Annotated in this window: 15 protein-coding genes; 9 read left to right on the forward strand and 6 right to left on the reverse strand. The window is 66.9% G+C overall.

Going from position 1 to position 25031, the window contains the following annotated elements; all coding sequences use genetic code 11:
* The first annotated feature begins 19 nt into the window (after positions 1-19).
* The 3 genes from recC to recD are packed head-to-tail and all read left to right on the forward strand — an operon-like array spanning position 20 to position 8375.
* Positions 20-3316, forward strand: a complete 3297-nt coding sequence (gene recC / locus QXH22_RS08870; protein WP_306275387.1) for an exodeoxyribonuclease V subunit gamma — start codon at positions 20-22, stop codon at positions 3314-3316.
* Complete coding sequence (gene recB, locus QXH22_RS08875; protein WP_306276001.1) at positions 3316-6618, forward strand: exodeoxyribonuclease V subunit beta; 3303 nt, start codon at positions 3316-3318, stop codon at positions 6616-6618. The genes recC and recB overlap by 1 nt, the downstream gene beginning before the upstream one ends.
* Entirely contained in the window at positions 6615-8375 is a 1761-nt protein-coding gene (gene recD / locus QXH22_RS08880) for an exodeoxyribonuclease V subunit alpha (RefSeq protein ID WP_306275388.1), read from the forward strand. Before recB ends, recD begins: the two co-directional genes overlap by 4 nt.
* Positions 8376-8392: 17 nt before the next feature.
* Here the strand turns inward: recD and QXH22_RS08885 are convergent, their stop codons facing one another.
* From QXH22_RS08885 to QXH22_RS08905, 5 genes are all read right to left on the reverse strand, one after another.
* A complete protein-coding gene (locus tag QXH22_RS08885; RefSeq protein WP_306275389.1) occupies positions 8393-9529 on the reverse strand; it encodes an MFS transporter in 1137 nt (378 codons plus the stop codon).
* A gap of 110 nt (positions 9530-9639) precedes the next feature.
* A complete protein-coding gene (locus tag QXH22_RS08890; protein WP_306275390.1) occupies positions 9640-11604 on the reverse strand; it encodes a choline/carnitine O-acyltransferase in 1965 nt (654 codons plus the stop codon).
* On the reverse strand, positions 11601-12740 hold the full coding sequence (locus QXH22_RS08895) for a TauD/TfdA family dioxygenase (RefSeq protein ID WP_306242331.1): 1140 nt from the start codon (positions 12738-12740) through the stop codon (positions 11601-11603). Before QXH22_RS08895 ends, QXH22_RS08890 begins: the two co-directional genes overlap by 4 nt.
* A 2-nt stretch (positions 12741-12742) precedes the next feature.
* Complete coding sequence (locus QXH22_RS08900) at positions 12743-13228, reverse strand: aspartate 1-decarboxylase (RefSeq protein ID WP_306275391.1); 486 nt, start codon at positions 13226-13228, stop codon at positions 12743-12745.
* Positions 13228-14607, reverse strand: coding sequence for a methyltransferase domain-containing protein (locus QXH22_RS08905; RefSeq protein WP_306242335.1), 1380 nt, complete (start codon positions 14605-14607; stop codon positions 13228-13230). Before QXH22_RS08905 ends, QXH22_RS08900 begins: the two co-directional genes overlap by 1 nt.
* An 862-nt stretch (positions 14608-15469) precedes the next feature.
* Here QXH22_RS08905 and QXH22_RS08910 point away from each other — a divergent pair.
* The 5 genes from QXH22_RS08910 to QXH22_RS08930 all read left to right on the forward strand — a co-directional run bounded on the left by QXH22_RS08910 (position 15470) and on the right by QXH22_RS08930 (position 21567).
* Positions 15470-16834 carry a PPE family protein gene (locus tag QXH22_RS08910; protein ID WP_306275392.1) on the forward strand — a complete coding sequence of 455 codons (1365 nt, stop codon included), beginning with the start codon at positions 15470-15472 and terminating at the stop codon, positions 16832-16834.
* Positions 16831-18249 carry a PPE family protein gene (locus QXH22_RS08915; RefSeq protein ID WP_306242338.1) on the forward strand — a complete coding sequence of 473 codons (1419 nt, stop codon included), beginning with the start codon at positions 16831-16833 and terminating at the stop codon, positions 18247-18249. The genes QXH22_RS08910 and QXH22_RS08915 overlap by 4 nt, the downstream gene beginning before the upstream one ends.
* A gap of 19 nt (positions 18250-18268) precedes the next feature.
* Positions 18269-19342, forward strand: a complete 1074-nt coding sequence (locus QXH22_RS08920; protein WP_306275393.1) for a hypothetical protein — start codon at positions 18269-18271, stop codon at positions 19340-19342.
* 168 nt (positions 19343-19510) lie between these two features.
* Entirely contained in the window at positions 19511-20239 is a 729-nt protein-coding gene (locus QXH22_RS08925; protein WP_306242342.1) for a TVP38/TMEM64 family protein, read from the forward strand.
* A gap of 56 nt (positions 20240-20295) precedes the next feature.
* Entirely contained in the window at positions 20296-21567 is a 1272-nt protein-coding gene (locus QXH22_RS08930) for an amidohydrolase family protein (protein WP_306242344.1), read from the forward strand.
* Here the strand turns inward: QXH22_RS08930 and QXH22_RS08935 are convergent.
* The gene (locus QXH22_RS08935; RefSeq protein ID WP_306242346.1) at positions 21560-22507 is read right to left on the reverse strand and encodes a class I SAM-dependent methyltransferase; all 948 of its coding nucleotides are present in this window, start codon (positions 22505-22507) and stop codon (positions 21560-21562) included. The genes QXH22_RS08930 and QXH22_RS08935 overlap by 8 nt on opposite strands.
* Before the next feature lie 142 nt (positions 22508-22649).
* Between QXH22_RS08935 and QXH22_RS08940 the strand changes: the two genes are divergently transcribed.
* Positions 22650-25025 carry a lysylphosphatidylglycerol synthase transmembrane domain-containing protein gene (locus QXH22_RS08940; RefSeq protein WP_306275394.1) on the forward strand — a complete coding sequence of 792 codons (2376 nt, stop codon included), beginning with the start codon at positions 22650-22652 and terminating at the stop codon, positions 25023-25025.
* Positions 25026-25031: the final 6 nt, after the last annotated feature.

Below are 25031 nucleotides of genomic sequence, written 5' to 3' on the forward strand. Positions count from 1 at the left end.
CGGTCTAGGGTGGCCCGCAATGGCGCTTCATCTCCACCGTGCCGAACGGACCGATCTGCTTGCCGACGGTCTCGGCGCCCTCCTGGCCCGGCCGCTGCCCGACCCTTTTGCGCAAGAGCTTGTTCTGGTGCCGGCGCGCGGGGTGGAACGCTGGCTCAGCCAACGGCTGTCGCACCGTCTGGGCGTTACCCCGGATCGTGGTGACGGCGTCTGTGCGGGCGTGTCGTTCCGCAGCCCGGCCTCGCTGATCGCCGAGATATCCGGCACCGTCGAGGAAGACCCGTGGTCTCCGGATGCCATGACCTGGCCGCTGCTGCAGGTGATCGACTCTTCGATGGCCGAGCCATGGTGCCACACCTTGGCAAAGCACTTGGGACACTTCGATATTGGCGACGAAGCCGACCTGCGCCGGGGACGGCGGTATGCGGTCGCGCGCCGGCTGGCCGGGCTTTTCGCCTCGTACGCCCGGCAACGGCCCGGACTGCTGATCGATTGGCTGGACGGCGACATCGACGACCTCGACGCCGACCTGCACTGGCAGCCGGAATTGTGGCGGGCGCTGGTCGCGGCCATCCCTGCAGATCCGCCGCACGTCCGGCACGGCAAGACACTTGCCCGGCTGCGCGAGGGGCCGGCCGCGCTACCGTCCCGCTTGTCTCTGTTCGGCCATACCCGGCTGGCGCACACCGATGTGGAGCTGCTGGAAGCGGTGGCCGTCCACCACGACTTGCATCTGTGGTTGCCGCACCCCAGCGACACGTTGTGGCAGGCGCTGAACGGGGTGCGCGGCACCGTGGCGCGGCGCGAGGACACCAGCCATCGGGAAGTCGGACATCCGCTGCTGGCGACGCTGGGACGGGATCTACGTGAGCTGCAGCGGAGCCTGCCGGCCGATCCCGCGACCGACGAGGCCCTCGGTGAGCCCGATCGCCGGGACACCTTGCTCGGCTGGCTCCAGGCCGACCTCGCCGCCAACGCTGCCCGGCCGCAGGGCCGCAGGCTGGCGGACGACGACCGGTCCGTACAGGTGCACAGCTGCCACGGGCCGGCCCGGCAGATCGACGTCCTACGGGAGGTACTGCTCGGCCTGCTCGCCGACGATCCGACGCTCGAGCCGCGCGACATCTTGGTGATGTGTCCCGACATCGAGACCTACGCACCGCTGATCGTCGCGGATTTCGGTCTGGGCGACGTGGTGGGCGGAGCACATCCCGGACACCGCCTGCGGGTTCGGCTCGCCGACCGCTCACTGCTACAGACCAATCCGTTACTGGGCGTGGCGTCGCAGGTGCTGGCCCTGGCCGGCGGCCGGGTCACCTCGAGTGAAGTGCTCAACCTCGCGCAGTCCGCCCCAGTGCGCGCCCGGTTCGGATTCAGCGACGACGATCTGGAGAACATCACCCGCTGGGTACGGCAGTCGAACATCCGGTGGGGCTTCGATCAGGAACACCGGATGCCGTTCGGGGTCGACTTCGTGCACAACACCTGGCGGTTCGGTCTCGACCGGGTGCTGGCCGGGGTCACCATGTCGGAAATGGCACACACCTGGATCGACTCGACGCTGCCCCTGGATGATGTCGGCAGCAACCGGGTCGAACTGGTCGGCCAGTTCGCCGAATACATCGACCGGCTGCAGCGGGTGGTCGACGCGCTGACCGGGGCGCGGCCCCTGCGCCAGTGGCTGACAGCCCTGGCCGACGGTATCGGGCTGCTGACCCACACCGGCGACGACGACGCCTGGCAGACCAACCAGCTGCAGCGCGAATTCGCCGACGTGCTGCGCACCGCCGGTGCCCGCGATCAGACACTGATGCGCCTGCCCGACATCCGCGCCCTGTTGCAGAGGCACCTTGCCGGTCGCCCTACCCGCGCCAATTTCCGCACCGGCACCCTGACGGTGTGCACGATGGTGCCGATGCGCTCCGTCCCGCACCGGGTGGTCTGCCTGGTGGGCCTCGACGACGGCGTCTTCCCGCGCCTCGGCGTCGTCGACGGCGACGACGCACTGGCCCGGCAACCGCGGACCGGTGAGCGCGACATCCGGTCGGAGGACCGCCAGTTGCTGCTCGACGCCATCGGGGCGGCAACCGGCAATCTGGTCATCACCTACACCGGCGCCAACGAATACTCGGGCCAGCGCCGGCCCCCGGCAGTCCCGCTGGCAGAGCTGCTCGACGCCCTGGACACGACCACCGACGAGCCGGTGCGTTCCCGGATCCTGGTCGAACATCCGTTGCAGCCCTTCGATGTTCGCAATGTGGAACGCGGTGCGCTGGTGCCCGGCGCGCCCTTCAGCTTCGACCCGACAGTGCTGCGCGCGGCTCGCTCCGCAACCGGCGAACGATCCGAGCAGCCGAGACTGATCAGCGGTCTGCTGCCGGCGCCACCGCCGGACGATGTCGCCCTCGCCGATCTCGTCGCGTTCTTCCGAGATCCGGTGAAGGGCTTCTTCCGGGCCCTCGAATACACGCTGCCGTGGGACGTCGACGGCGTCGAGGACGCCATGCCGGTCGACATCAACGCGCTGCAAGAGTGGACGGTCGGCGACCGGATGCTCAGCGACATCCTGGGCGGGCTGGCACCGGACGCCGCGCGGCAGGCCGAGTGGCGGCGCGGGACGCTGCCACCGGGTCAGCTGGGCTGGCGGAAAGTGACCGAGATCCGGGAGCAGGCCGCACTCCTGGCATCGGCGGCGCTGCGCCACCGCCGAACCGACAGCGCGACCTACGATGTCGACATCGATCTGGGCGGACGGCGCGTGACCGGCACCGTCTCACACGTGTTCGATGACCGCCTGGTGTCGGTGACGTATTCCAAACTCGATGGCAAGCACCTACTCCAGTCGTGGATTCCGTTGTTGGCGTTGCACGCTCACCAACCCGACCGCGACTGGTCGGCTTTCTGCATCGGCCGGCCGAAGCGGGGCACGACACCGCGCGAGGAACGTCTGGGACGCCCGGGGCAGGCCGCCCTCGAGGTGCTGCGTGATCTGGTGTCGATCTACGATGCCGGACGCCGCGAGCCAATCCCGTTGCCCATCAAGACGTCCTACGCCTGGGCAGTGGCGCGGCACAGCGGCGACGACCCGGTCCGGCAAGCGGATTACCGGTGGCGCAGCGGTCTTTATCCTGGGGAGGATCAAGATCCCGCGCAGGTACGGGCCTGGGGCCGCCACGCGAGGCTCAGCGATCTGATGCAACCGCTGCGCCCCGGTGAGCAACCCGCCGGAGAAGAGCACCGCCTGGGCGCCTTCGCCGTCCGGCTGTGGCTGCCGCTGTTGCAGGCCGAGATGCGCGCCGGACGGGGGCCGTCGTGATTCCACCGTTCGACCTCCTGGGTCCGCTGCCCACCGACCGGTCCACCACCGTGCTGGAGGCCAGCGCGGGCACCGGCAAGACGTTTGCGTTGGCCGGTCTGGTGACCCGCTACCTCGCCGACGGCCACGCGACGCTCGACGAGATGCTGCTCATCACCTTCGGCCGTGCGGCAAGTCAGGAGCTTCGCGAGCGGGTGCGCTGCCAGATCGTCGACGCGGTAGCCGCTTTCGCCGACCCGGCGATCGCCGACGGCAACGGTCTGGTGCAGCATCTGATCGACGGCACGGAGGAGCAACGCGACGCACGCAAGCAACGCCTGCGTGACGCTTTGGCGGGCTTCGACGCGGCCACTATCGCCACCACCCACCAGTTCTGCCAACTGGTACTCAAATCCCTTGGTGCCGCCGGTGATACGGATACCGGCGTCACGTTGCTCGAGGACCTCAACGACCTCGTCACCGAAATCGTCGACGATCTGTACCTGGTCCACTTCGGGCGGGACCGCGACGATCCCGCCCTGACTTACAGCGAGGCGCTGCGCATCGCGCGCACCGTCGTCGCCAACCCGTCGACCCAGCTGCGCCCGCGCGACCCGGAACCGGGATCGCGGGCCGCGGCCTGTGTGCACTTCGCGAAAGACGTTCTCGCCGAACTGGAAAAGCGCAAGCGACGTCGCGGGGTGTTGGGATACGACGACCTGCTCATCCGGCTGGCCGCAGCACTGGACACCGACGACTCGCCGGCCCGGGCCCGGATGCACCAACGCTGGCCCATCGTCATGGTGGACGAGTTTCAGGACACCGATCCGGTCCAATGGCAGGTGATCGACCGGGCGTTCAGCGGGCGGTCCACGCTCATCCTCATCGGCGACCCGAAGCAGGCGATCTACGCGTTCCGCGGCGGCGACATCGTCACCTACCTCAATGCCGCCAAGACCGCCGGGGACAAGCGCACCCTGGTGACGAACTGGCGCAGCGACAGCGCGCTCGTCGAGCGGTTGCAGGCCGTACTGCGCGGAGCCGAACTCGGTGACCCCGAGATCGTGGTGCACGACGTCGCGGCCTCGCACCGCGGTCATCGCCTCGCCGGCGCTCCGCACAACGAGCCGTTCCGGCTTCGGGTAGTGCGCCGAGCGACGCTGGGCCGCAAAGGTACCCAGAACCTGCCGATCGACGAACTGCGCGAACACATCGGCCGCGATCTCGCCGCCGACATCGGCGGGCTGCTGGCGAGCGAGGCGACGTTCGCCGGCAAGCCGCTGGAAGCCCGCGACGTCGCCGTCATCGTCGAGAGCCACAAAGACGCCCGCGCCTGCCACCGCGCACTGTCGGAGGCCGGTATCGCCGCCGTCTACACCGGAGACTCCGACGTATTCAGCTCCGAAGCCGCCGACGACTGGCTGTCGCTGCTGGAGGCGTTCGATCAGCCGCACCGCCCGGGCGTGGTGCGGGCGGCCGCGACCACCATGTTCTTCGGCAAGACGGCCGAAGACCTGACGGCCGGCGGTGACGCGCTCACCGACGAGGTCGCCGATACCTTGCGGGAGTGGGCCGACCACGCTCGCGAACGGGGCGTCGCCGCCATTTTCGAAGCGGCGCAGATGAGCGGCATGGCGGACCGCGTGCTGTCGTGGCACGGCGGAGAGCGGCACATGACCGACCTGGCGCACGTGACCCAGCTACTGCAGGAGGTGGCGCACCGCGAGCGCTATTCTCTGCCGGCGCTGCGTGATTGGCTGCGCGGTCAACGGGAGGAGCGGGCCGGCGCCACCGAACGCAACCGCAGGATCGACAGCGACGCCGCGGCGGTCCAGATCATGACGGTCTGGGTGAGCAAGGGCCTGCAGTATCCGGTGGTGTACCTGCCGTTCGCGTTCAATCGCAACGTGGGCGACCGCGACCTGGTGCTGTTCCACGACCGGGGTGAGCGCTGTTTACACATCGGCGGCAAGGACAGTCCCGACTTCGCCGCCGTGGAGAACCTGGGCCGCAAGGAAACGGCCAACGACGACAGCCGGCTGACCTACGTCGCGCTGACCCGGGCCCAGTCCCAGGTGGTGGCCTGGTGGTCACCGGCGCACGGCGAACCCAACGGCGGACTCTCCCGGCTGTTGCGTGGCCGGCGCCCCGGGGAGTCGACGGTTCCCGATCGCTGTGAACCGTTGAAGATCACCGACGACGAGGCCTGGGAGCGACTGCGGCAGTGGCAGGACGCCGGCGGGCCGGTCGTGGAAGAGTCCGTGATCGCGGCGGCACCAGCCGTATCCGGCCACCCCACGCCGTCCGACCTCGGCACCCGGCACTTCCACCGCCCCATCGACACGGCGTGGCGGCGCACCTCCTACTCGGGCCTGATCCGCGTCGCGGAGCAGACCGTCGGCGTGTCCAGCGAGCCGGAGCTCACCGAGCTCGACGACGAAGTCCACGACATCCCGCTGATCGCCGCGGCATCCGCAGCTGCTGTGCCTTCACCCATGGCCGAACTCCCCACCGGTGCGCAGTTCGGCACCCTGGTGCATGCGGTGCTGGAGACCAGCGATCCGTTCGCGGGCGACCTCGCCGCGGAACTCGAGGCACAGATCGGTGTTCACTCGACGTGGTGGCCGGTCGATGTGCCCACACCGCAACTCGCCGCCGCGCTGGTCCCGATGCACGACACTCCCCTGGGTCCACTGGCCGCCGGGCTGACGCTGCGGCAGATCGGCCTGCCGGACCGGTTGCGCGAGTTGGACTTCGAGTTTCCGCTGGCCGGTGGGGACGTTCGCGGCGCCGAGGTGGAGGTGCGGCTCTCCGACGTCGGGCGGTTGCTGCGCTCCCATCTCCCGGTCGACGACCCGCTGGCGTCCTACCCGGACCGGTTGATCGGCGACGCGCTGGGCGCACAGTCGCTGCGCGGTTACCTCAGCGGTTCGGTCGACGCGGTGCTTCGGGTTCCGCACGGTTCGGGTCACCGCTTTCTGGTCGTCGACTACAAGACCAACTGGCTCGGTGAGCCGGACCGGCAACTGTCCGCCGCCGACTACACCCCACATCGGATGGCCGAGGCCATGCTGCATTCGGACTACCCGCTGCAGGCGCTGTTGTACAGCGTTGTCCTGCATCGCTTTCTGCGCTGGCGGCAACCAGGCTACGAGCCGGCCCGACATCTGGGCGGTGTGTTGTATCTGTTCCTGCGCGGAATGTGCGGACCCGATACCCCGGTGATCGACGGCCATCCGGCCGGGGTGTTCAGCTGGGCCCCACCCGCAGACTTGGTGACCGAGCTGTCCGATCTGCTCGACGCCCGCAGGGCGGCGGCATGACGGCCGAGACGATCGATCCCGCCGACCGCCGGCTGGCCGTCAGTGCCACCGGACTGTTGCGCACCTTCAACGAGGCGGGCGTGCTCGAGTCCGCCGATGTGCATGTCGCACAGCGCCTTACGGCGATGGCACGAGAGTCTGACCCGTCGGTCGCGCTGGCACTGGCGCTGGTGGTGCGGGCACTGCGCACCGGATCGGTCTGTGTGGACCTGCGGTCGGTCCAGACGCAGGTCGGCATCGCAGACCTGCCCTGGCCGTCGGCGCCGGAATGGCTCGCGGCGGTGCAGGCAAGTCCGCTGGCCGGCCAACCGCCGGTACTGCGTGTGTACGACGGCAATCTGCTTTATCTGGACCGGTATTGGCGCGAGGAGCAGCAGGTTGCCGACGACTTCTCGGCGCTGCTGTCCACTGCCGGGCGGTCGAGGGTACCCGACATCGACCGGTTGTTCCCGGCGGGCTACGAGGAACAACGGGAGGCCGCCGGCATCGCCCTGCAGCAGGGCCTGACGGTACTGACCGGCGGGCCGGGCACGGGCAAGACCACCACGGTGGCGCGGCTGTTGGCGCTGTTCGCCGAGCAGGCGGAGCTGGACGGCAAGCCACCGCTGCGCATCGCACTGGCGGCGCCGACCGGCAAGGCGGCCGCACGGTTGCACGAGGCGGTCCAGCTACAGGTGAACGAGCTGGACCCGGTTGACCGACAACGGATCTCGGGGCTTAGAGCGACGACACTGCACCGGCTGTTGGGCCCGCGTCCGGATACAGCGACGCGGTTTCGTCATCACCGGGGCAATAGATTGCCGCACGATGTGATCGTCGTCGACGAGACGTCGATGGTGTCGTTGACGATGATGGCGCGGTTGCTGGAGTCGGTGCGGACGCAGACCCGGCTGCTGCTCGTCGGCGACCCCGATCAGCTGGCGTCCGTGGAGGCGGGGGCGGTGCTCGCTGACCTGGTGGACGGGCTGGGGTCGCGGGCCGGCGCGCGGGTCGCGGCGTTGCTGACATCGCATCGATTCGGGGAGTCGATCGGTCAGTTGGCATCGGCGATCCGCGCCGGCGATGCTGATCTCGCGATCGACCTGCTGCGGGCGGGCGGCGACCACATCGAGTGGATCGACACCGAAGACCCGACCGACCAGCTCCGGAAAGTGCTTGTGCCACATGCCCTGGCACTGCGGCAGGCGGCATTGCTCGGTGACGCGAACGCCGCTCTGTCGACGCTCGATGAGCACCGGTTGCTGTGTGCGCATCGCCGTGGGCGCTTCGGCATCGGACATTGGAACCGACAGGTGGAGCGGTGGCTGGTCGAAGCGACCGGCGACCCGATCTGGTCTTCCTGGTACGCCGGAAGACCGGTGCTCGTAACCAACAACGACTACGGATTAGGTGTCTACAACGGTGACACCGGGGTCGCCGTTGTCGCCGGCGCGGGCCAGCAGGGCGCGCTTCGAGCGGTGATCGCCGGGGCTGACGAACTCCTCGAATTCGCGACCAGCCGGCTGTCCGATGTCGAAACGATGCACGCGATGACCATTCACAAGAGCCAGGGCAGTCAGATCGACGAGGTGACTGTGCTGATGCCGCCGGAAGATTCGCGGTTGCTGACGCGGGAGTTGTTCTATACCGCTGTCACGCGGGCCAAACGGAAGGTGCGGGTGATCGGTCCGGAGGACGCCGTGCGGGCTGCGATCCTGCGGCGGGCGGTGCGCGCCAGCGGTCTGGCGCGCCGTCTCCGCACCGCCGGAGTGGATTGAATTGAGCGACGGGCCACCTATACGGCGCGTGGGACGAGCGAGACGCGAGCGATCGCGGCGAATACGCCGCAGGCCAGCGTTCCGAGGGCGACGATCAGGGTCGCGGCGCGGAACGACAGTTCTTGGACGAGGGCGCCGGCAAGCGGTGCGCCCGCCATCGCGCCCGCGCTGAAGCTCAGGTTGTAGGCAGCTGCACTCATCCCGGGTTGCTGAAAACCGCGCGCCTCGAAGGCATCTGCCAGGGCCGGCAGGATTGTGGCTACCATCGCGCCGAGACCTGCCCCGAGTAGCAACAGTGCAAGCGCTTGGCCCATCAGCTGGGCCGATTGACCCAGGAGCACCAAACCGACGCAGACGCCACCCCAGCCCGCCGCCAGCGTCCGCGCGCGGCGCCGGCAATCCGACACTCGTCCCGCGCCCTGCGAACTTGCGACGAAGCCCGCCGTCGTGAGCGCGAACAGCAGGCCGATGGTGGTGCCCGGCAGACGAAGCCGAGAGCTGAGGTCGATCGGCAGTGTCGCTTCCACACCGCCCAGCGCAAGCCCGGCCGCGAGGCTGGCCACCAGCCACGGCACGGCGGCCAGCGGCAGCCCGCGCAGACCGAACCGAATGCGGCAGTCCGTCGGTGGCAGGCGGTGCGCCGTGGACGGCAGCACCAGGATCAGCAACCCCCCCGCCGCGCCGGCCAGCAATGCGCCGAGAACGAATGGCGCACGGGGACCGTGCATCTCGAGCAGCAGCCCGCCAACCACGGGACCGATCAACAGGCCGAGCGCTGTCCCGATGCTCGCGGTCGCGACCGCGCGGCCGCGCTGCTCGCGTGCGAACGTCTCGACGAGCGTGGCGTAACCGGCCACCCAGATTGCTGCCGCCCCTGCGCCCTGCAGCATCCGGCACATCACCAGGGCGGCCAGGTCGCCGGCCAATCCGAACAGGAATGTCGCCAGAGTCAGGACAACAGCGCCGGTGAGGAACACCCCACGCGTGCCACGCCGGTCGACGAGCCGGCCCGCGATCGGCGTCGCGATGAAGTAGGCCAGCCCGTAGCAAGCGAAGACCGTCCCCACCTCAAAGGATTTCAGCCCGGCGGGCGCAGCCAGAGTCGGCAGCACGGGCACGACGATGCCGTAGATCAACATGTCGACGAAGAACATGCTCGCGACCACGCCGAGCAGCAATCGCGAATTCACCCGGCGGCGGTGTCGGTTGCGTCCGCCGGGACCTTGATGAGGAATCCACGCCCTCACCCGGGCTTCCCGCAGGCTCATGAGCGGCCCGCGGTGGCTGCTACCAGCGCGGCGGCTTCGTGTCCGCTAGCCACCGCCAGCATGTCGCGCACAGCTCTGTCGACGGCGTCGCGAAACCGCTGTGCGGACGTGTCCGGGCAGGCCGCCGATGCACTCACCAGCAAGTAAGTCCGCTCGTCTCCGACGAAGGCGTAGGACACTCCGTAGCCGGTTTGCGACAGCGGCAGGAATCCCACCCCCCGCGACGATGTCTCAGGCCGCCAGGCTGCTGTTTGACGCACCGGCGACTGCGATGTCGAGAGCTCGAAAGGCAGGTTCCATGCCGTGGTGCGGAACAGCTCGACGTCCGCACCGCTCAGCATCGCCTCCACGAGAAGCCCGAAAAGGTGGCGGTCGCAGCCGCGGCCCCGCATCGCAGACATCCGGTACGCGCGGTGGGCGTCCAGCGCTGCACGCAACAGTCGTCGACGCCGCTCGCCGCAAGCTTCCGGATCCGCCATGGACTCGACGAATGCAATGCTTTCCGCGGAGGCCGAACGAAGGCACTCGGTCCTGCCCGCCGCGAACAGCCGCGTGGTGGCCGTCTGGTAGGCGAGGCATGGCTTTCGTTCAGGATGCAAACGCGCGTAAGCGCGCTGAAAAGCCAGCTGCAGAAAAGAGTCGGGCGAGCAATGCTGCGCCTTGATGGCCCCCGCACCGATAGCAAGCTCGCCCGCAGATACTTCGACGTCGGCGATAAGCCTTTTCGCCGTCGCCGCCGCCGACTGCAGGGCAGCACCGAGCGGTGACCCGGGAGCCACCTCGAAATCGAGATGGCGCAGCGGAACTGCCGCGGGAAGTGGCGATTCCGCAAACAGGCTCACGTGACTTCCCTCGTGCAGCAACATCTCCTCGAGCAAGAGTGTGACCGCCTCGCCGTCCCCCCGGCTGTGCTCCATCAGCCCGCCCATGCGCCCGTTACGGAACACGACCACCTCCATGCCCTTGTCGAGCCAGCGGTTCGCTCCGTTGCCACACAGCATCGCGCGCCCCAACGCACTCATGCCCTCGGGCGCCTCGTCGTCAAGCACAAGAATGAACAACGCCCTCTCAATGCGGTCGAGATTGTCCGCGTTGCGCCCGCCGCCCTCGACAATTTCCGCCCTCACCCGCGCCCAGACGTCGCGTTGTTGGAGGGTGAGCGCGGCGATCGGCGGGGCAGGTTCTCGTGCGGCTGCCAGCCGGCGGATCTCGGTCAGGACCGCGAGCAGTTCTGCGTACGAGATGTCGCGCGTGCCGTCGTCGAACAGCACCTCGACCTCGAAAAGGTGCCCGTCAACCAGCACGATGATGCAACGCTGATCATCGAAGCGCCGGATCGTGTCGACGTCATCGCCCGGCAGGCGGACGGTTGCGAAACAGCTGCGGAGCTGCTTCATGCACAACGGGACGACGCCGCGCACACGCTGCGGACGGATGCCACCATCGGCGATCCTGCGGCGCAACGCCAGCAACGCAGTGCCCATCATGGCGGCGCGCTGCAACTGGGAAACACCGGTTCGGGGCAACGTCGCCGCATCGAGCGCGTAGCCGACGCTATGAATCAGTGAACGGCGGTCGATGAGGTAGGCATAGCGTTCCCAATAGTCCGCCAGCCAATTCTCCTGTGTGGCATGGCGTTCCTGGAGCCGAGCCTGCAACCGTGCGACCACATCGCTGGCCCGAAAGTTGTCAACGGCCGCCCGGAGTTCGGCGCGGCCGGCGGCATCGAGGAGCGGATCCACGGAGGCCGTGAAGATGCGAAGCGTGTCATCGATCTTCGGAACCGGAAGGCGTGGCAACACCGGCTGAAACTGCTCGACCGAACCGGGTCCGTGCCGCTCGGCGCTCAGCGCGGTCACGGCAGCACCCCACATCCGTGCCCGGCGCGATTCGGGCGCGTCCATCCACCCCTGCCAGGTAAGCAGTTTGCCTAGCAACCATCGGCGCGTGCTGCCGTTCATGAGGCCAGCTCCGCTCTGGGCATATCACGTTGCGCGAGCCGACGTTTCAAGTAACTGTATTGATTCGAGACGTCGTCGGCGGTGAGGTAACAACCCTCCAAGACTCGTCGTGCAACACCGTCGTGCTGCCCGTAGGCCCGGCGCGCGTGCAACACGCGACGGTTGTTGAAGATGACGATCTCACCGGGGCTCAGCCGCAGCGCCAACCGTGGGCAGTCGTCAACGGCCGCCGCAAAGGTCCGGTAGGCCTGCCGGTAGCGCAGCTCGTCCTCGGGAGCGCCAGCGAAAGGCCCTTCGAATGGCGGCGCCCAGTTCAGGGCGACCAGATTGGCGTGATCGTCCAGCGCGAGATGGGTTTTCCGGACCACCATGAGTTGGTCGCGGTTGATCGTCGCGAATGTCGCCCACACACTGCAGAGGGTGGCGAAGTCCTCGGGCGCCTCGGCCCGCACGCGTTCGGCGGCCGCCAGCCCATCGCAGAACAGCGTCTCCCCGCCGTGGACCTCGGCGGCGAACTCGACGCAGTGCAGAAGTTGCAGCCCAGGCGGGGTCTCGTACGCACACAAGTCCTGATGGAAGGGAAGAACGTCCGAGGTGTACGCGATGTTGGTCGGCCTGTCCTCAACACGCACCAGCCAGGTGTCGCCATAGATCGTCGGCATCACCGGCGCGATCTGTGCGGCGGTCGGCCCGACGACGCCGATCCGGGCAGGAGCACCTTCGAGCACCAGAATCCGGTTGTCCGCCAAGGCGGCAAGCCATTCGAAGACTTCAGCGGGCTCGGGGTTCGGGCGCCACCGTCTGCGTTCGACCGAAAGCGTTGCCCGGCTGCCGAATCCGAAAGGGAGGGGTCGACTCCGCCATCTCACGAACTCCACCAGATCGTCCTCGGTGAAGACACTGCGATGCCCGTCCTCGAAGAGGATCTCCACGACACCGTCCCGGTCACGCCGGCGGATGTCGAACTGCTCGCAGTCACTCACCGGCATACCGGTGCGCTGCCCGCTCTCCGTTCGACAGAGCGCGCACGGGCAGTGATTCCGCAGCCACCATGAGCTCACCTCGGCCGATATCCCGTTGACACTCAACTGAACGGAACCCACGGAAGTACCTGCCAGGTAGACCTCACTGCCCATCACTATGGCCCTTCAATGCTCAGCGGCTCGGTATCGAGCAAGAGATCAGGCTGGATCGGGACATCGCCGTGCACGCTTCGTACTCGGTAGCTGAGACCGTCCTCCTGTTGCTGAAGGATCTGCTCGAACAACGCTTGGGGATGATTGTCCGCATCGGCGAGCAGCACGCGCGCCACATGCGGCCCGCGGCGAAGTTCAGCGCCCGCGATCAGGGCGTAGCTGAAAATGATCAGGCGATCGCGGGGCTCGCACAGCATTGCCCCGCCCCCGTTGGGGCACACCCGCAGTGACCCGCGGGCCGCGGGGAGGACGTACGTCGACCACCGGTTGCCGTTCTCCAGGTTTACGACGTCAACTTCTTCCAGCGGCAGCATCCCGACCTGCTCCATCAGATCCATGTCTACCGCGATGCTCCCGACATAGTCGCGCTCGCAATGCGTTACGCGAACCTGGTGCAGCTTCGCGCGCAACAGCCTGACGCTGCCCATCAGACGACGTCCCACGTATCGCCGGGCTTTTGGTAGGCAATGACGTTCATCGGCTCGTCACCGAAGATCTCGTAGGAGTCGCGCGCAACGGCCTGATATCCGAGTTCGGCGAGTGTGTCGCCAAGCGCCAGATTCGCGAGCAGGTAATCGACGCGGACGGCGATGACGATCAGACCCCCCGGTTGAAGTACCCGGTCCAGTGCTGCCAGGTCGGCCGGGTCGGCGTGGGCGAAGGTGAATACCCCGACTGCCACGATCGCGGCGAAATGCCGCTCGGGAAAAAGTCGCGGCGCCTCGTCCAGTGTCCCGTGCACCAGCCACCGGTACACCCGCTTGGCCTGTGCCAGGGCGAGCATCCCGCGCGAACGGTCGAGTGCCGTGAGGTCGAGGTATCCGAGCCTGCGCAGTTCCTCGCCCACCAGACCGGTGCCGGCGCCCGCATCGAGCACTGGGCCCGAGCCGGCGGGCAGACATGCGGCCAGCAAAGCCGCGGCGCGGCGCGGATTCTCCGGATATCCGTCGCGGAGGTCGGCGTCATAGCTTGGGGCCCACGCATCGTATTTCTGCTCGAGGGTCACCCGTCGGTCCGGCTGGTAGATCCACGCCAGTTTGTCGACGACCTTCTCGCAGAGAAAGAAACCCCAACCGACGTGCGCGCTGTCCACCACCTCCGGAACTCTGCGATAGACCCTCGACAGGCTCGGGCAGGACGCCTGCGCAAGGTCCGCAAGCAACTCGTAGCTCCGGGCGAGATGCGGGCTCAGATCCCGGGTTTCGTACACGACGAAGCCGTGGCGGGTGAGGGCGTCAACATAGTCGTCGGCCGAGAAGGTGGGCTCGAACAACAACCGGTCGTAAATCACCTCGCGCGCAAGTTCGCTCACCGGCGTTCGCGGTGTCACCAGATCGTCGAATGCGAATATGCCGCCGGGCTCGAGTACTCGCATCACCTCGGCGAGCGCCGTCTCCCGCGCATGCACGTGGTACAGCACGGCCTGGCTGAAGACGTGAGTGAACGCGCCGTCGTCGAATGGCAGCGCCGAGGCCGAGCCGACAGTGAACTCGAGCCGCAAATCGGGATTCGCCGCCGCCAGGCTGCGGGCGCCGGCGATCCGGACCGCACTCAGGTCGATGCCGGTGACGGTCGCACCGGTCTGCCGTGCAAGCCAGGTGGCGACGGCCCCGTTGCCACAACCCAGGTCAAGGACACGCGATGTGGAGCAGATTCCGGCGGCCTTCAGCATCTCCTCGTTCCACCGCTGGCAGCCGGTCAGGAAGTCGGTGCGGTCGTCCTGAAAAATGCCCCAGTGCAGGCTGCCGCCTGGATCCCAGAATCCGCGGTACTTCGCGTCCTCCGAATCGTAGAAGTCCCGCGTCATGCCCTCCGTGAAGCCGCATGCCAATCCCGCAGGCGTGCGATCAGTGACCAGACGCGCAGTTGTCGATTTCACAAGTCAGACCTACTTTCAGCCACCACGATCCCTGCTCGACAGGTTCGGTTTTAGGCGGTCATATTCAGGGCACGGCAATAACGAGCGTCAGGCTTCACATGAGGCGAAGTATTCGGAACAAAGAATCGCCTATCACTCCTCCGAGCCGAGCTGCATCTCCGGCCTATCCATTACCCCCAGCGCTTCACATAGCGATATCGACGGCACCAACACTCCACGTGATCCAGCCGGATATCGGAATAGCGAGGAATTGCTATGTCGAAGTCGATGCCACTGCCGCAAAACAACGCGGAGCGCACCGTAACGCAGCGCCACTGAACCGAGTAGTCCCGGATCGAAAAAGCAGCGCATGAACTCACCTATCGCGGTCCCGGAAGGCGAATCTGACGGCATCCCGGCACCTTGTCTGTTCTGGCAGGTTGCAATATCGATACCACCAACATTCACCAGGTACAACGGTTTTCGACGCCCTGCATGCGACCCGTCTTAACGGAGCGACAAACGTCGACCATGCGACATAAGCGTCTTGGGGGCGTCATAGGCGTCTCAATCGGTGGCGCATCATGGACGTTTAACTCGTCTTGCTTTATCCAAATAGGAGCTCATCGAAAATTCTGATAAATAAGGTGCCCATGTGTATAGCTATCCGACCATCGAATGTGGTTTTCTGGACACCGGTTTGCACCCTGCGGCTATAGCGCTCAGCGAGCGCCCAGAGCTTCATGCGAGGCTGCCTGGAAGCAGGACATGAGAAGTTGATCGAGACCAGGTCGAATTTCGGGTGAGTGCAGTGGTCGATTTTGCGTTGTTACCGCCGGAGATCAACTCCCTGCGCATTTACACCGGTGCGGGGTCCGCGCCGCTGCTGGCGGCTGCCGCAGCGTGGGACGCGGTGGCGGCAGAACTCAATTCCACGGCATCGGCCTATCGTTCGGTGCTTTCCACCCTGACTGGCGGACCCTGGTTAGGCCCCTCGGCAAGTTCGATGATGGCGGCCACGGCACCGTACGTGTCGTGGCTGGACGTCACTGCCGCGCAGGTCGAGCAGACCGCCGGCCAGCTGTACGCGGCGGCGGCAGCCTATGACGCGGCCTTTTCGGCGACGGTGCCGCCGGTGGCGATCGAGGTCAACCGAGTCTTGATGGCGGCGTTGGTGGCGACCAACGTTTTTGGGCAGAACACTCCGGCGATCGCGGCCACCGAGGCGCAATACGCCGAAATGTGGGCTCAGGATGCGTCGGCGATGTACGGATATGCCGAGGCGTCCGCCGCCGCGACAAGGCTGACACCGTTCGGCTCGCCACCGCAGATCACCCAGGCGTCGACAGGTCTCGCGGTCACCGAAGCGACCGCTGCCGCGACCGGCTCGAGCACTTACCCGGCGCTGTCGGAGCTGCTTGCCGCCGTTCCAGGTGCCCTGCAGAATCTCGCGACGGCGGGAGCGTTCAATCCCGTCACATGGCTGGAAAGCGTGCTGGGCAGCCCCACCGGGACGGCGCTCAACGTACTCGCCGCGAATGCCGGAAACCTCAATCTCGTGTTCAGCGGATTCCTCTATTCATTCTCTGCCGGCTTGACCCTCGCGGGTACCTTGGGCGGGCTGGCAGCGTCGGCGGACGCGGCCGCTGCGGTGCCGCTCGATGCCGGGTCAACGTCCGTCCCAGCCACCTACACATCAACCGTCGGCGAATCAGTCGCGCTCGGGCGCAACGAGATTGGGACTTCGGCGAGCTTCGGGAACTCAGCGACGGTCGGAACGTTGTCGGTGCCGCCGTCCTGGGTTTCCGCTCCCGCGATTCGGCTGGCCGCCACGGCATTGCCGAGCACTGCCTTGACTCCAACCGGTGCCGCCGGACCGGAGTGGCTTGCCGGCGGCATTCCCCCGGTTGGCAGCGTGGTCAACGCTCCGCGTGGCGAGCAATCTCGTCTGCGATCCACGCCCGCCGCCAAAGTGGTCGCCGCGATGCCCGGGGAGCGCACCGCCGACGCGCGGAACGCGGTTCCGGCGGCACAGTCACAGCGCAGCATCGGCCATGCCGTCAGCACGCTCAGTGAGCACGAACGAGCAGAGCTGGCCAGGTTGCGTGAACAGATCACCGAAGTAGCGACCGAGCGAGACGCGGCTGCCCGCTTGATCAAAGAGGCGATGTTGTGAACGCGCTTCTGGACTTTGCGGCACTACCGCCGGAGATCAATTCCGCCCGGATGTATGCGGGCCCGGGCGCCGGACCGTTGGTGACGGCCGCGGCGGCATGGGCGGCACTGGGGGCGGAAATGGGTTCGACCGCCACCTCCTACCGCGCGGTGCTGGCTACGTTGACAAGCGGTCTATGGGCGGGCCCGTCGTCGACTTCGATGGCCGCAGCAGCGATTCCATACGTGTCCTGGCTGACAGCCACTGCCGCACAGGCACTGCAGACCGCGGGTCAGCTTGAATCGGCAGTGGCGGCGTACGAAGCGGCTTTCGCGGCGACCGTACCCCCGGTGGCCATCGAGGTGAACCGAGCATTACTGACATCACTGGTTGCGACAAACCTATTGGGACAGAACAGCGCAGCGATCGCGGCAACCGAGGCGCGGTACACCGAAATGTGGGCCCAGGATGCGACGGCAATGTACAGCTACGCCAGAGCATCGGCGGCCGCGACGAACTTGGCGCCGTTCGGTGCACCACCTCAGATCGCCGATCCTGCCGGAACAACCCGTCAGGGCGCCGCGATCTCCAAGGCCACTGCGGCCGCGACCGGCTCAAGCGCTCAGTCGGCAATGTCGAGCGTGCCCGAGTTGCTGAATAGCCTGTCCTCGGGATCGGTCGGCGCATCGAACTGGCTGTTGGCTTTGTTGAACAGCTACCCGATCCAGTCGTTCAACTCGCTGAGCGAGTTGACGCTGGGCTATCAGCTCCTCTCAGAGGGCATCAATTTCAACGCTTCTGGGGTCATCTTCACCCTTACACCGGCGTTGGCCCTGGGCGCGAGTCCGTTGATGTCCGCTCTGACGGCGCCGGCGGCCGCCGAGTCCGACGGGTTGGCGATGCACGACGAAATTGCCGAATTCGGAATCGGTTTGACCGGGGACGCGCCGGAGTCGGCGGGCACCGGCATAGCCCCTGTATCGGCCGGCCTGGGCGAAGCCGCGTCGGTCGGCAGGATGTCGGTACCACCGTCGTGGGGTGAATCCCCGGCGGTCCGACTGGCAGCGTCCGCTTTGCCGCTCGTCAGCGCTGACGGGTTGCCGCAGCTCGGCGATACCGGGGCCGCCTATTCCGGTGCGGCGGCCCCGTTGGGACCGGTTGTCAGCGCCGTCAACGCACCACGAGGTGATCAGACCCGCTTCCGCTCCGGGGTTCGCCACAAGGTGATACCGGCGTTAGGCGTCGAGCCCACCATGCGCGAGGACCCGGCCGCCCCATGGGTACAACCGACACCTCGCGGCGGCGACGACGACGACAGAATGAGCGAACGGGATGAACTGAACCAGTTGCGCAAAGCGTTTGCCGAAGTAACGAGGCAGCGGGATGTGCTCAAGCGCACGGCGGCAACAATTATTGCGGACGCGACGCAAAAATAGCTAATGGTGGGAGGCCTTCATGAGTGACATCAGCCCGGATCTCCTGCTCGATAACCTCTGCATTTCAGCCAAACACCCGTGGAGCATTATCGAGTTATCGACGACAAACGCACAACTTGCCGGTCTCTTTGCGGGATTCATGATCATCGCCCTGACTACGATAATCAGCAAGGAATGGGGCGCACCCGCGCCGGTTGAGAATGACGCGGGCACATCGCCGCCGAGGCCCCAGGGAACCCAGCAGCACGTGACACACATACTTGTTTTCTTGTCGATGGGCGTCATCATCCTGGTGCTTGACGCATACCTTTTCGGCTCCGTCCGTGCCACGAAACCACCTGCTGCCGAACGATTCCGGCCGATGGCGGCCACGGCGTCGAATTACGGGGGGAACCTTGACGGCGCACAGTCGGCGCAGCAGGTCTGCGCGTACTCCTGGGTGAAGTTCATGCCGGCGGCCGGGTTGCTGGCGTTGGGTGCGGCCATTCTCGGCGCCGGCCTGGCCTGGATGCTGGCTCGATATGCCGCGGATAGCGATGCCGAAGCGCAGAAATGGCTGACCGCACTGGGGAATATCATCGTGGGCATGATCCTCGGCGGCACCACGGCGCTACTGGTCTATGATTCCACGGTGTTCACCGAGGAAATGTATTATGAATTTTCTCAGATCGACCATGAAACAATGGTCACCGCGCTGGTATTCATATGGATTTTCGGCACCGTATTACTGATCGCTACAGTGTGCGCGGTTACCGCTCGAATAGTCGACCTGACACGCGAACGCGCCGATTGGCACGCTGTGCTGAATTTTCAGCTCAGATCCCTGCGAGTTCCCGCGGGGCTGACGGCCGCATACCTGTTCAGCGCGGTCGGCATCTCCGGCCTGTCGTCCATGTCTTCGACGCTCGCGGTCAATGCATGGACATCGCCCCACGCCAGGCTGTGGATTTCGATCATTCTCTGCCTGGTATTTCCAGGGGCGATCTATTTCTTCATCATGCGACTGATGCCCGGCGCACAGCGGCGTCGGCAGGCCCCGAGCCTGATTGCACCACCAACGCCCGTAGCAGGGAGCGTCCGCGACGACGCATGACGGCATCGGCCCACCGGATTCTCCGGTGGGCCCTCTCGCGTCTCCGGGTCGGTTCCCGACCGCGTTAAGCGACACTGAATCCGATGACTACCGCCAGCTCCGCAATTCGCGCGTCCACCACTTCGGGCACGGGCCGACCGGGCACGCTTCGGGCTCGGGCCGGCGACCATGGTTGACGACGACGGCACCGCAGGCACCTCCCGCCGACGCCACATCATCCGGCTCGTCGTCTTCGTAGCTTTCCTGCTCACCATGTTCTATCTGGTGGCTGTCGCGCGAGTCGTCGACATCGACGCGGTGCGGCGTACCGTTGCCGCGAGCGGACCGATGGCGCCGCTTGTCTACGTCGTCATGTCGGCCTTCCTCGGCGCCATCTTCCTGCCCGGTTCGATCCTCGCCGCGGGCAGCGGCCTGCTGTTCGGCCCGGGTTTGGGAATCGTCGTGACGCTCGGTGCGGCGATGGGCACGGCGATCGTCGCGAGCAGTGTCGGTCGTCGGGCCGGCCGGGACAGCGCACGAGTGCTCATCGGGCCCAAGCGGGCCGAACGCGTCGACTCGATCATCGAACGAGGCGGGTTGTGGGCGGTCGTGGGGCAGCGCTTCGTCCCCGGAATCTCGGACGCGCTTGCTTCCTACACATTCGGCGCCTTCGGAATTCCCCTGTGGCAGATCGCGATCGGATCGTTCATCGGTTCGGCGCCGCGAGCGTTCGTCTACACCGCGCTGGGCGCTTCGATTCGCGATCGCTCGTCGCCGCTGGCGTACGCGGCGATAGCGGTGTGGTGCGCCACCGCGATAATCGGCGTGTTCGCCGCGCGACACCTATACCGGCACTGGCGCAGCCACCCCGGCCCCGACGACGAAGATCGGGTGGCCGAGGATGCCGAAGACGAGTAGCGCCCGCACACCTACCGCCCCGGCCCGCAGATTCGCACTAGGCGACACTGAACGGGATGACTATCGACGAGCTCCGCATTTCCAACGTCAACATCTTCGACAGCGTCCAGGGCCGGGTCACCGGTCCGCACGACGTCACGGTTCGCGGCAGGCTCATCGCCTCGATCACGGCACCCACCGCCGCGCCTCCGGACGGCGACCCGGGCCCGACGATCGACGGCACCGGCAAGACCCTGATGCCGGGACTGATCGATGCGCACTGGCACGCGATGTTCACCACCATCTCCGCGTTGATGGCTCAGGTCAGCGAACTCGGTTACGTCTTCGCCCGGGCGGTCGTCAGCGCCGAAGAGACCCTGTTGCGCGGCTTCACCACCGTTCGTGATCTCGGTGGCCCGGTCTTCGGCATCAAGCAGGCGATCGACGACGGCACGATTCCCGGTCCGCGCATCTACCCTGCCGGTGGCTTCATCTCTCAGACCGGTGGCCACGGCGATTTCCGGATGCCGCATGAGGTGCCCCGCGGTGTCTGCGGCCACCTCAGCTACATCGAGATCATCGGCGCCGCCGTCATCGCCGACGGCGAAGCCGAGGTGCTGCGCGGCGCGCGGGAAATGCTGCGCCGCGGCGCCTCGCAACTGAAGCTGATGGCCGGCGGCGGCGTTGCCTCGGCTTACGATCCGCTCGATGTCTCCCAGTTCACCGAGGCGGAGATGCACGCCGCGGTGGAAGCCGCCGAGAACTGGGGCACGTACGTCACGGTGCACGCCTACACGCCCCGGGCGATCCGCACCGCGGTCGCCGCGGGTGTCCGTTGCGTCGAACACGGCCATCTCATCGATGACGAGACGGCCGCGCTGCTGGCAGAGAAGGACGTCTGGTGGTGTCTGCAGCCGTTTCTCGACGACGAAGACGCCGTCACGGTTCCACCCGCGAACGTGCCCAAATTTCAGCAGATGGTCAGCGGCACCGACACCGCCTACGAACTGGCGATCAAACACAACGTCAAGATCGCCTTCGGCACCGACACGCTGTTCGATGCGGGGCTCGCCAAACGCCAAGGCGCCCAACTGGCTAAGCTCACCCGCTGGTTCACTCCCGCAGAAGTGTTGCAGCAGGCCACTATTCGCAACGCCGAACTGCTCGCCATGTCCGGGCCCCGCAATCCCTACCCGGGGCGCCTCGGTGTCGTGGCCGAGGGCGCCCTGGCCGACCTCATCCTCGTCGACGGCGACCCGGTGGCCGACATCTCGCTGATCGCCCGGCCCGGCGAGGCATTCACCGCGATCATCAAGGACGGCCGGCTGGTCAAAGGGGCAGTCAGGTAGCCGAACGCACCGCTGACACGAACTGGGTGCGCGGCGAAGTGTCCTCGACCCCCTCAGGCACACCGCGCCCGTAGTCGGCCATCAGCTGCGGGGACTGCGTCACCGTCGCGTCCCAGCCGTGCCTGCGCAACCATTCGCCCACGTCCTCGCGCTCCTCGAAGTACCACAGCTCGTCGGTCCGGGGCATCTCGCGTCCGGGATCGAGCTTCGCCATCACCGCGCGCATCCGGTCGATCCGCTCACGCCGCTTCGCGCGCACGTCCTCATCCAGCCAATCCGGCCCGGGCGCCTCGACCGCGATCCTGCTGCCGGGCGCGGCGAGCCCCTGAATCCGCTCGAACAGCAACTCGTGGGCGGCAGCCGGCAGGTAGGGCAACAACCCCTCGACAGACCAGGCACTGGGCGCGGACGGGTCGAACCCGGCCTGTTGCAACACCGCCGGCCAGTCGTGGCGCAGATCCACCGCAACCGGGACGCGGTGGCACGTCGGCTGCGCCCCGTGCTCCGCCAACGTCGACGCTTTGAACTCCAGCACCTTGGTCTGGTCGAGTTCGTACACCGTCGTGCCATCCGGCCACGGCAACCGCCAGGCCCGCGCATCCAGGCCCGCCGCCAGAATCACCACCTGGGTGACGCCGGCCCGCGTCGCATCCAGGAAGAAGCTGTCGAAGAAGGCCGTGCGAGACGCCATGTAGTTCACCATCGACTGCATCTGGTCGGGCAGTTGCGGTTCCGCTTCCACCAACTCGTCCGGCAGGTCCGGTGCGGCGAACCAATTCCAGATCCCGTCGCCGACCACATTCAGGAAGACCCTCGCGAAAGGGTCTCTGATCAGCGGGTTTTGACTCTCGGTCTCCGCTGCGCGAGCCGCAGCCACGCCCAGCGCCGTCGCTCCCACGCTTTCGGTGATCTCCCAGGTGTCGTTCTCGGTGCGCACCACGCCCAGTCCTCCTACTCCCAACACACGCCAGTGCCGAGAGTACGTGAGCAGGATGTGAACCTGCTGGCACGTTAAGTTGTCGTAGAACAGCCGACAGAGGTAACCCGGAAGACGGATCCAAGGATCTCGAAGGACCCCGCACATGCGAGTTGACGGCCGCGACATCACCGTGTCCGGCAGCTTGCTGCAACCACTGACCCGACGCACCAACGACATCATCCGGCTGGCATTGGCCGCACTCTTCCTGGTTACGGTGGTCACCAGCTCCCTGATCACCCGCCCTCGATGGGTGGCACTGGAGAAGTCGATCTCCGAAATCGTCGGAGTCCTGACTCCCACCCAGTCCGACCTGGTGTACCTGGTGTACGGCATCGCGATCCTGGCGCTGCCGTTCGTGATCCTGATCGGCCTGATTCTGTCCCGGCAATGGAAGCTGCTGGGCGCCTACGGCGCTGCCGCGCTGATGGCCGTCCTCCCTTTGTCGATCAGCAGCAACCGCATCGCCGCGCCACGCTGGCACTTCGACCTGAACGACAAGCTCACCACGGTGCCGGCCCAGTTCCTCGACGACCCGCGCTGGATCGCCATGCTGGCCGCGGTACTGACGGTTTCGGGTCCCTGGCTGCCGGCCCGCTGGCGGCACTGGTGGTGGGCGTTGCTGCTCGCCTTCGTACCCATCCACCTGGTGGTGAGCGCCATCGTGCCGGCCCGCGCGGTGGTGGGTCTCTCGGTGGGCTGGTTCGTCGGGGCGTTCGTGGTTCTGGTCGTCGGCACTCCCGCTCTCGAGGTGCCGTTGGAGGGTGCCGTGCGCGCGATGGCCCGGCGCGGATTCCTGGTATCGCGGCTCGTGGTGGTCCGCCCGGGCGGGCCCGGGCCGCTGGTGTTGTCGGCCGAGTCCACCGAACCGTCCTCGCGCGCGGCGGTCGAGTTGTACGGCCCGCATCAGCGCAGCGGCGGCGCGCTACGCCAGCTGTGGTGGAAACTGCGGCTGCGCGGGTCGGAAACCGCGCCCCTGCAAACCTCCCTGCGGCGCGCGGTCGAGCACCGCGCGCTGATGGCCATCGCCATCGCGGACACCGGTGTCGCCAACACCTCGACGATCGCGCTTGCCGCCCTGGACCGCGGCTGGACGATGTATGCCCACCAGCCCGTGCAGGGAGTGCCGATCGACGAATGCGCCGGCGAGACACCGGTCGCCAGCGTCTGGGAATCCCTGCACGTCCTCTACGACCATCAGATCTCGCACGGCGACCTGCGCTGCAACGAGATCACGGTTGCCGACGGCAAGGTCCTCTTCGGCGGGTTCGGCGCCGCCGAGTACGGCGCCACCGATGCCCAGTTGCAATCCGACATCGCCCAGCTGCTGGTCACGACGTCGGCGCTGTACGACGCGGAGTCCGCGGTGAGCGCCGCGATCGCGGCCTTCGGCAAGGACAGCATCCTGACTGCATCGCGCCGCCTCACCAAATCCGCTGTGCCCAAACGAATTCGGCAATCGGTAGCCAACCCGAAGGCCGTGATGGCCGACGCGCGAGCGGAGGTGAAGCGCCAGACCGGGGCCGACCAGATTGAAACCGAGACGATCACCCGGTTCAGCCGCAGCCAGTTCATCCAGCTGGTGCTGATCGGCGCCCTGGTCTATGTCGCGTACCCCTTCATCAGCACCGTCCCCACGTTCTTCCACGAACTGCGGACCGCGAACTGGTGGTGGGCGTTGCTGGGCCTGTCGGTGTCGGCGCTGACCTACGTCGGTGCGGCGGGAGCGCTGTGGGCCTGCGCCGACGGTGCGGTGAGCTTCTGGAAACTGTCGATCATGCAGGTGGCCAACACCTTTGCCGCAACGACCACCCCGGCCGGGGTCGGCGGCCTGGCGCTGAGCACCCGGTTTCTGCAAAAGGGCGGCCTGACCGCACTGCGGGCCACCGCGGCCGTGGCCCTGCAGCAATCGGTACAGGTGATCGTGCACCTGACGCTGCTGATCTTGTTCAGCGCGGTGGCCGGAACGTCGACCGACCTGTCCCACTTCGTACCCAACGCCACGGTGCTGTACCTGATCGCCGGTGTGGCTCTGGGCATCATCGGCACCTTTCTGCTGGTGCCCAACCTGAGACGCTGGCTGGCAACCGAACTGCGCCCCAAGGTCGGGGAGGTCACCCGCGACCTCGCCGATCTGGCGCGCGAACCCAAACGTCTCGGCCTCATCGTATTGGGAGCTGCCGGAACCACTTTGGGCGCGGCGCTGGCGCTGTGGGCGAGCGTCGAGGCGTTCGGCGGTGGGACGACGTTCGTCACCGTCACGGTGGTGACGATGGTCGGCGGGACACTGGCTTCCGCAGCGCCCACCCCGGGCGGCGTCGGGGCCGTGGAAGCCGCACTGATCGGTGGGCTCGCCGCGTTCGGCGTGCCGGCGGCCATCGGCGTGCCGTCGGTGCTGCTCTACCGGGTACTCACCTGCTGGCTGCCGGTTTTCGTGGGCTGGCCGGTCATGCGCTGGCTCACCAAGAACGAGATGGTCTGAGCCTGA

This window comes from Mycobacterium sp. TY814, from assembly GCF_030755175.1.
Taxonomy (GTDB): domain Bacteria; phylum Actinomycetota; class Actinomycetes; order Mycobacteriales; family Mycobacteriaceae; genus Mycobacterium.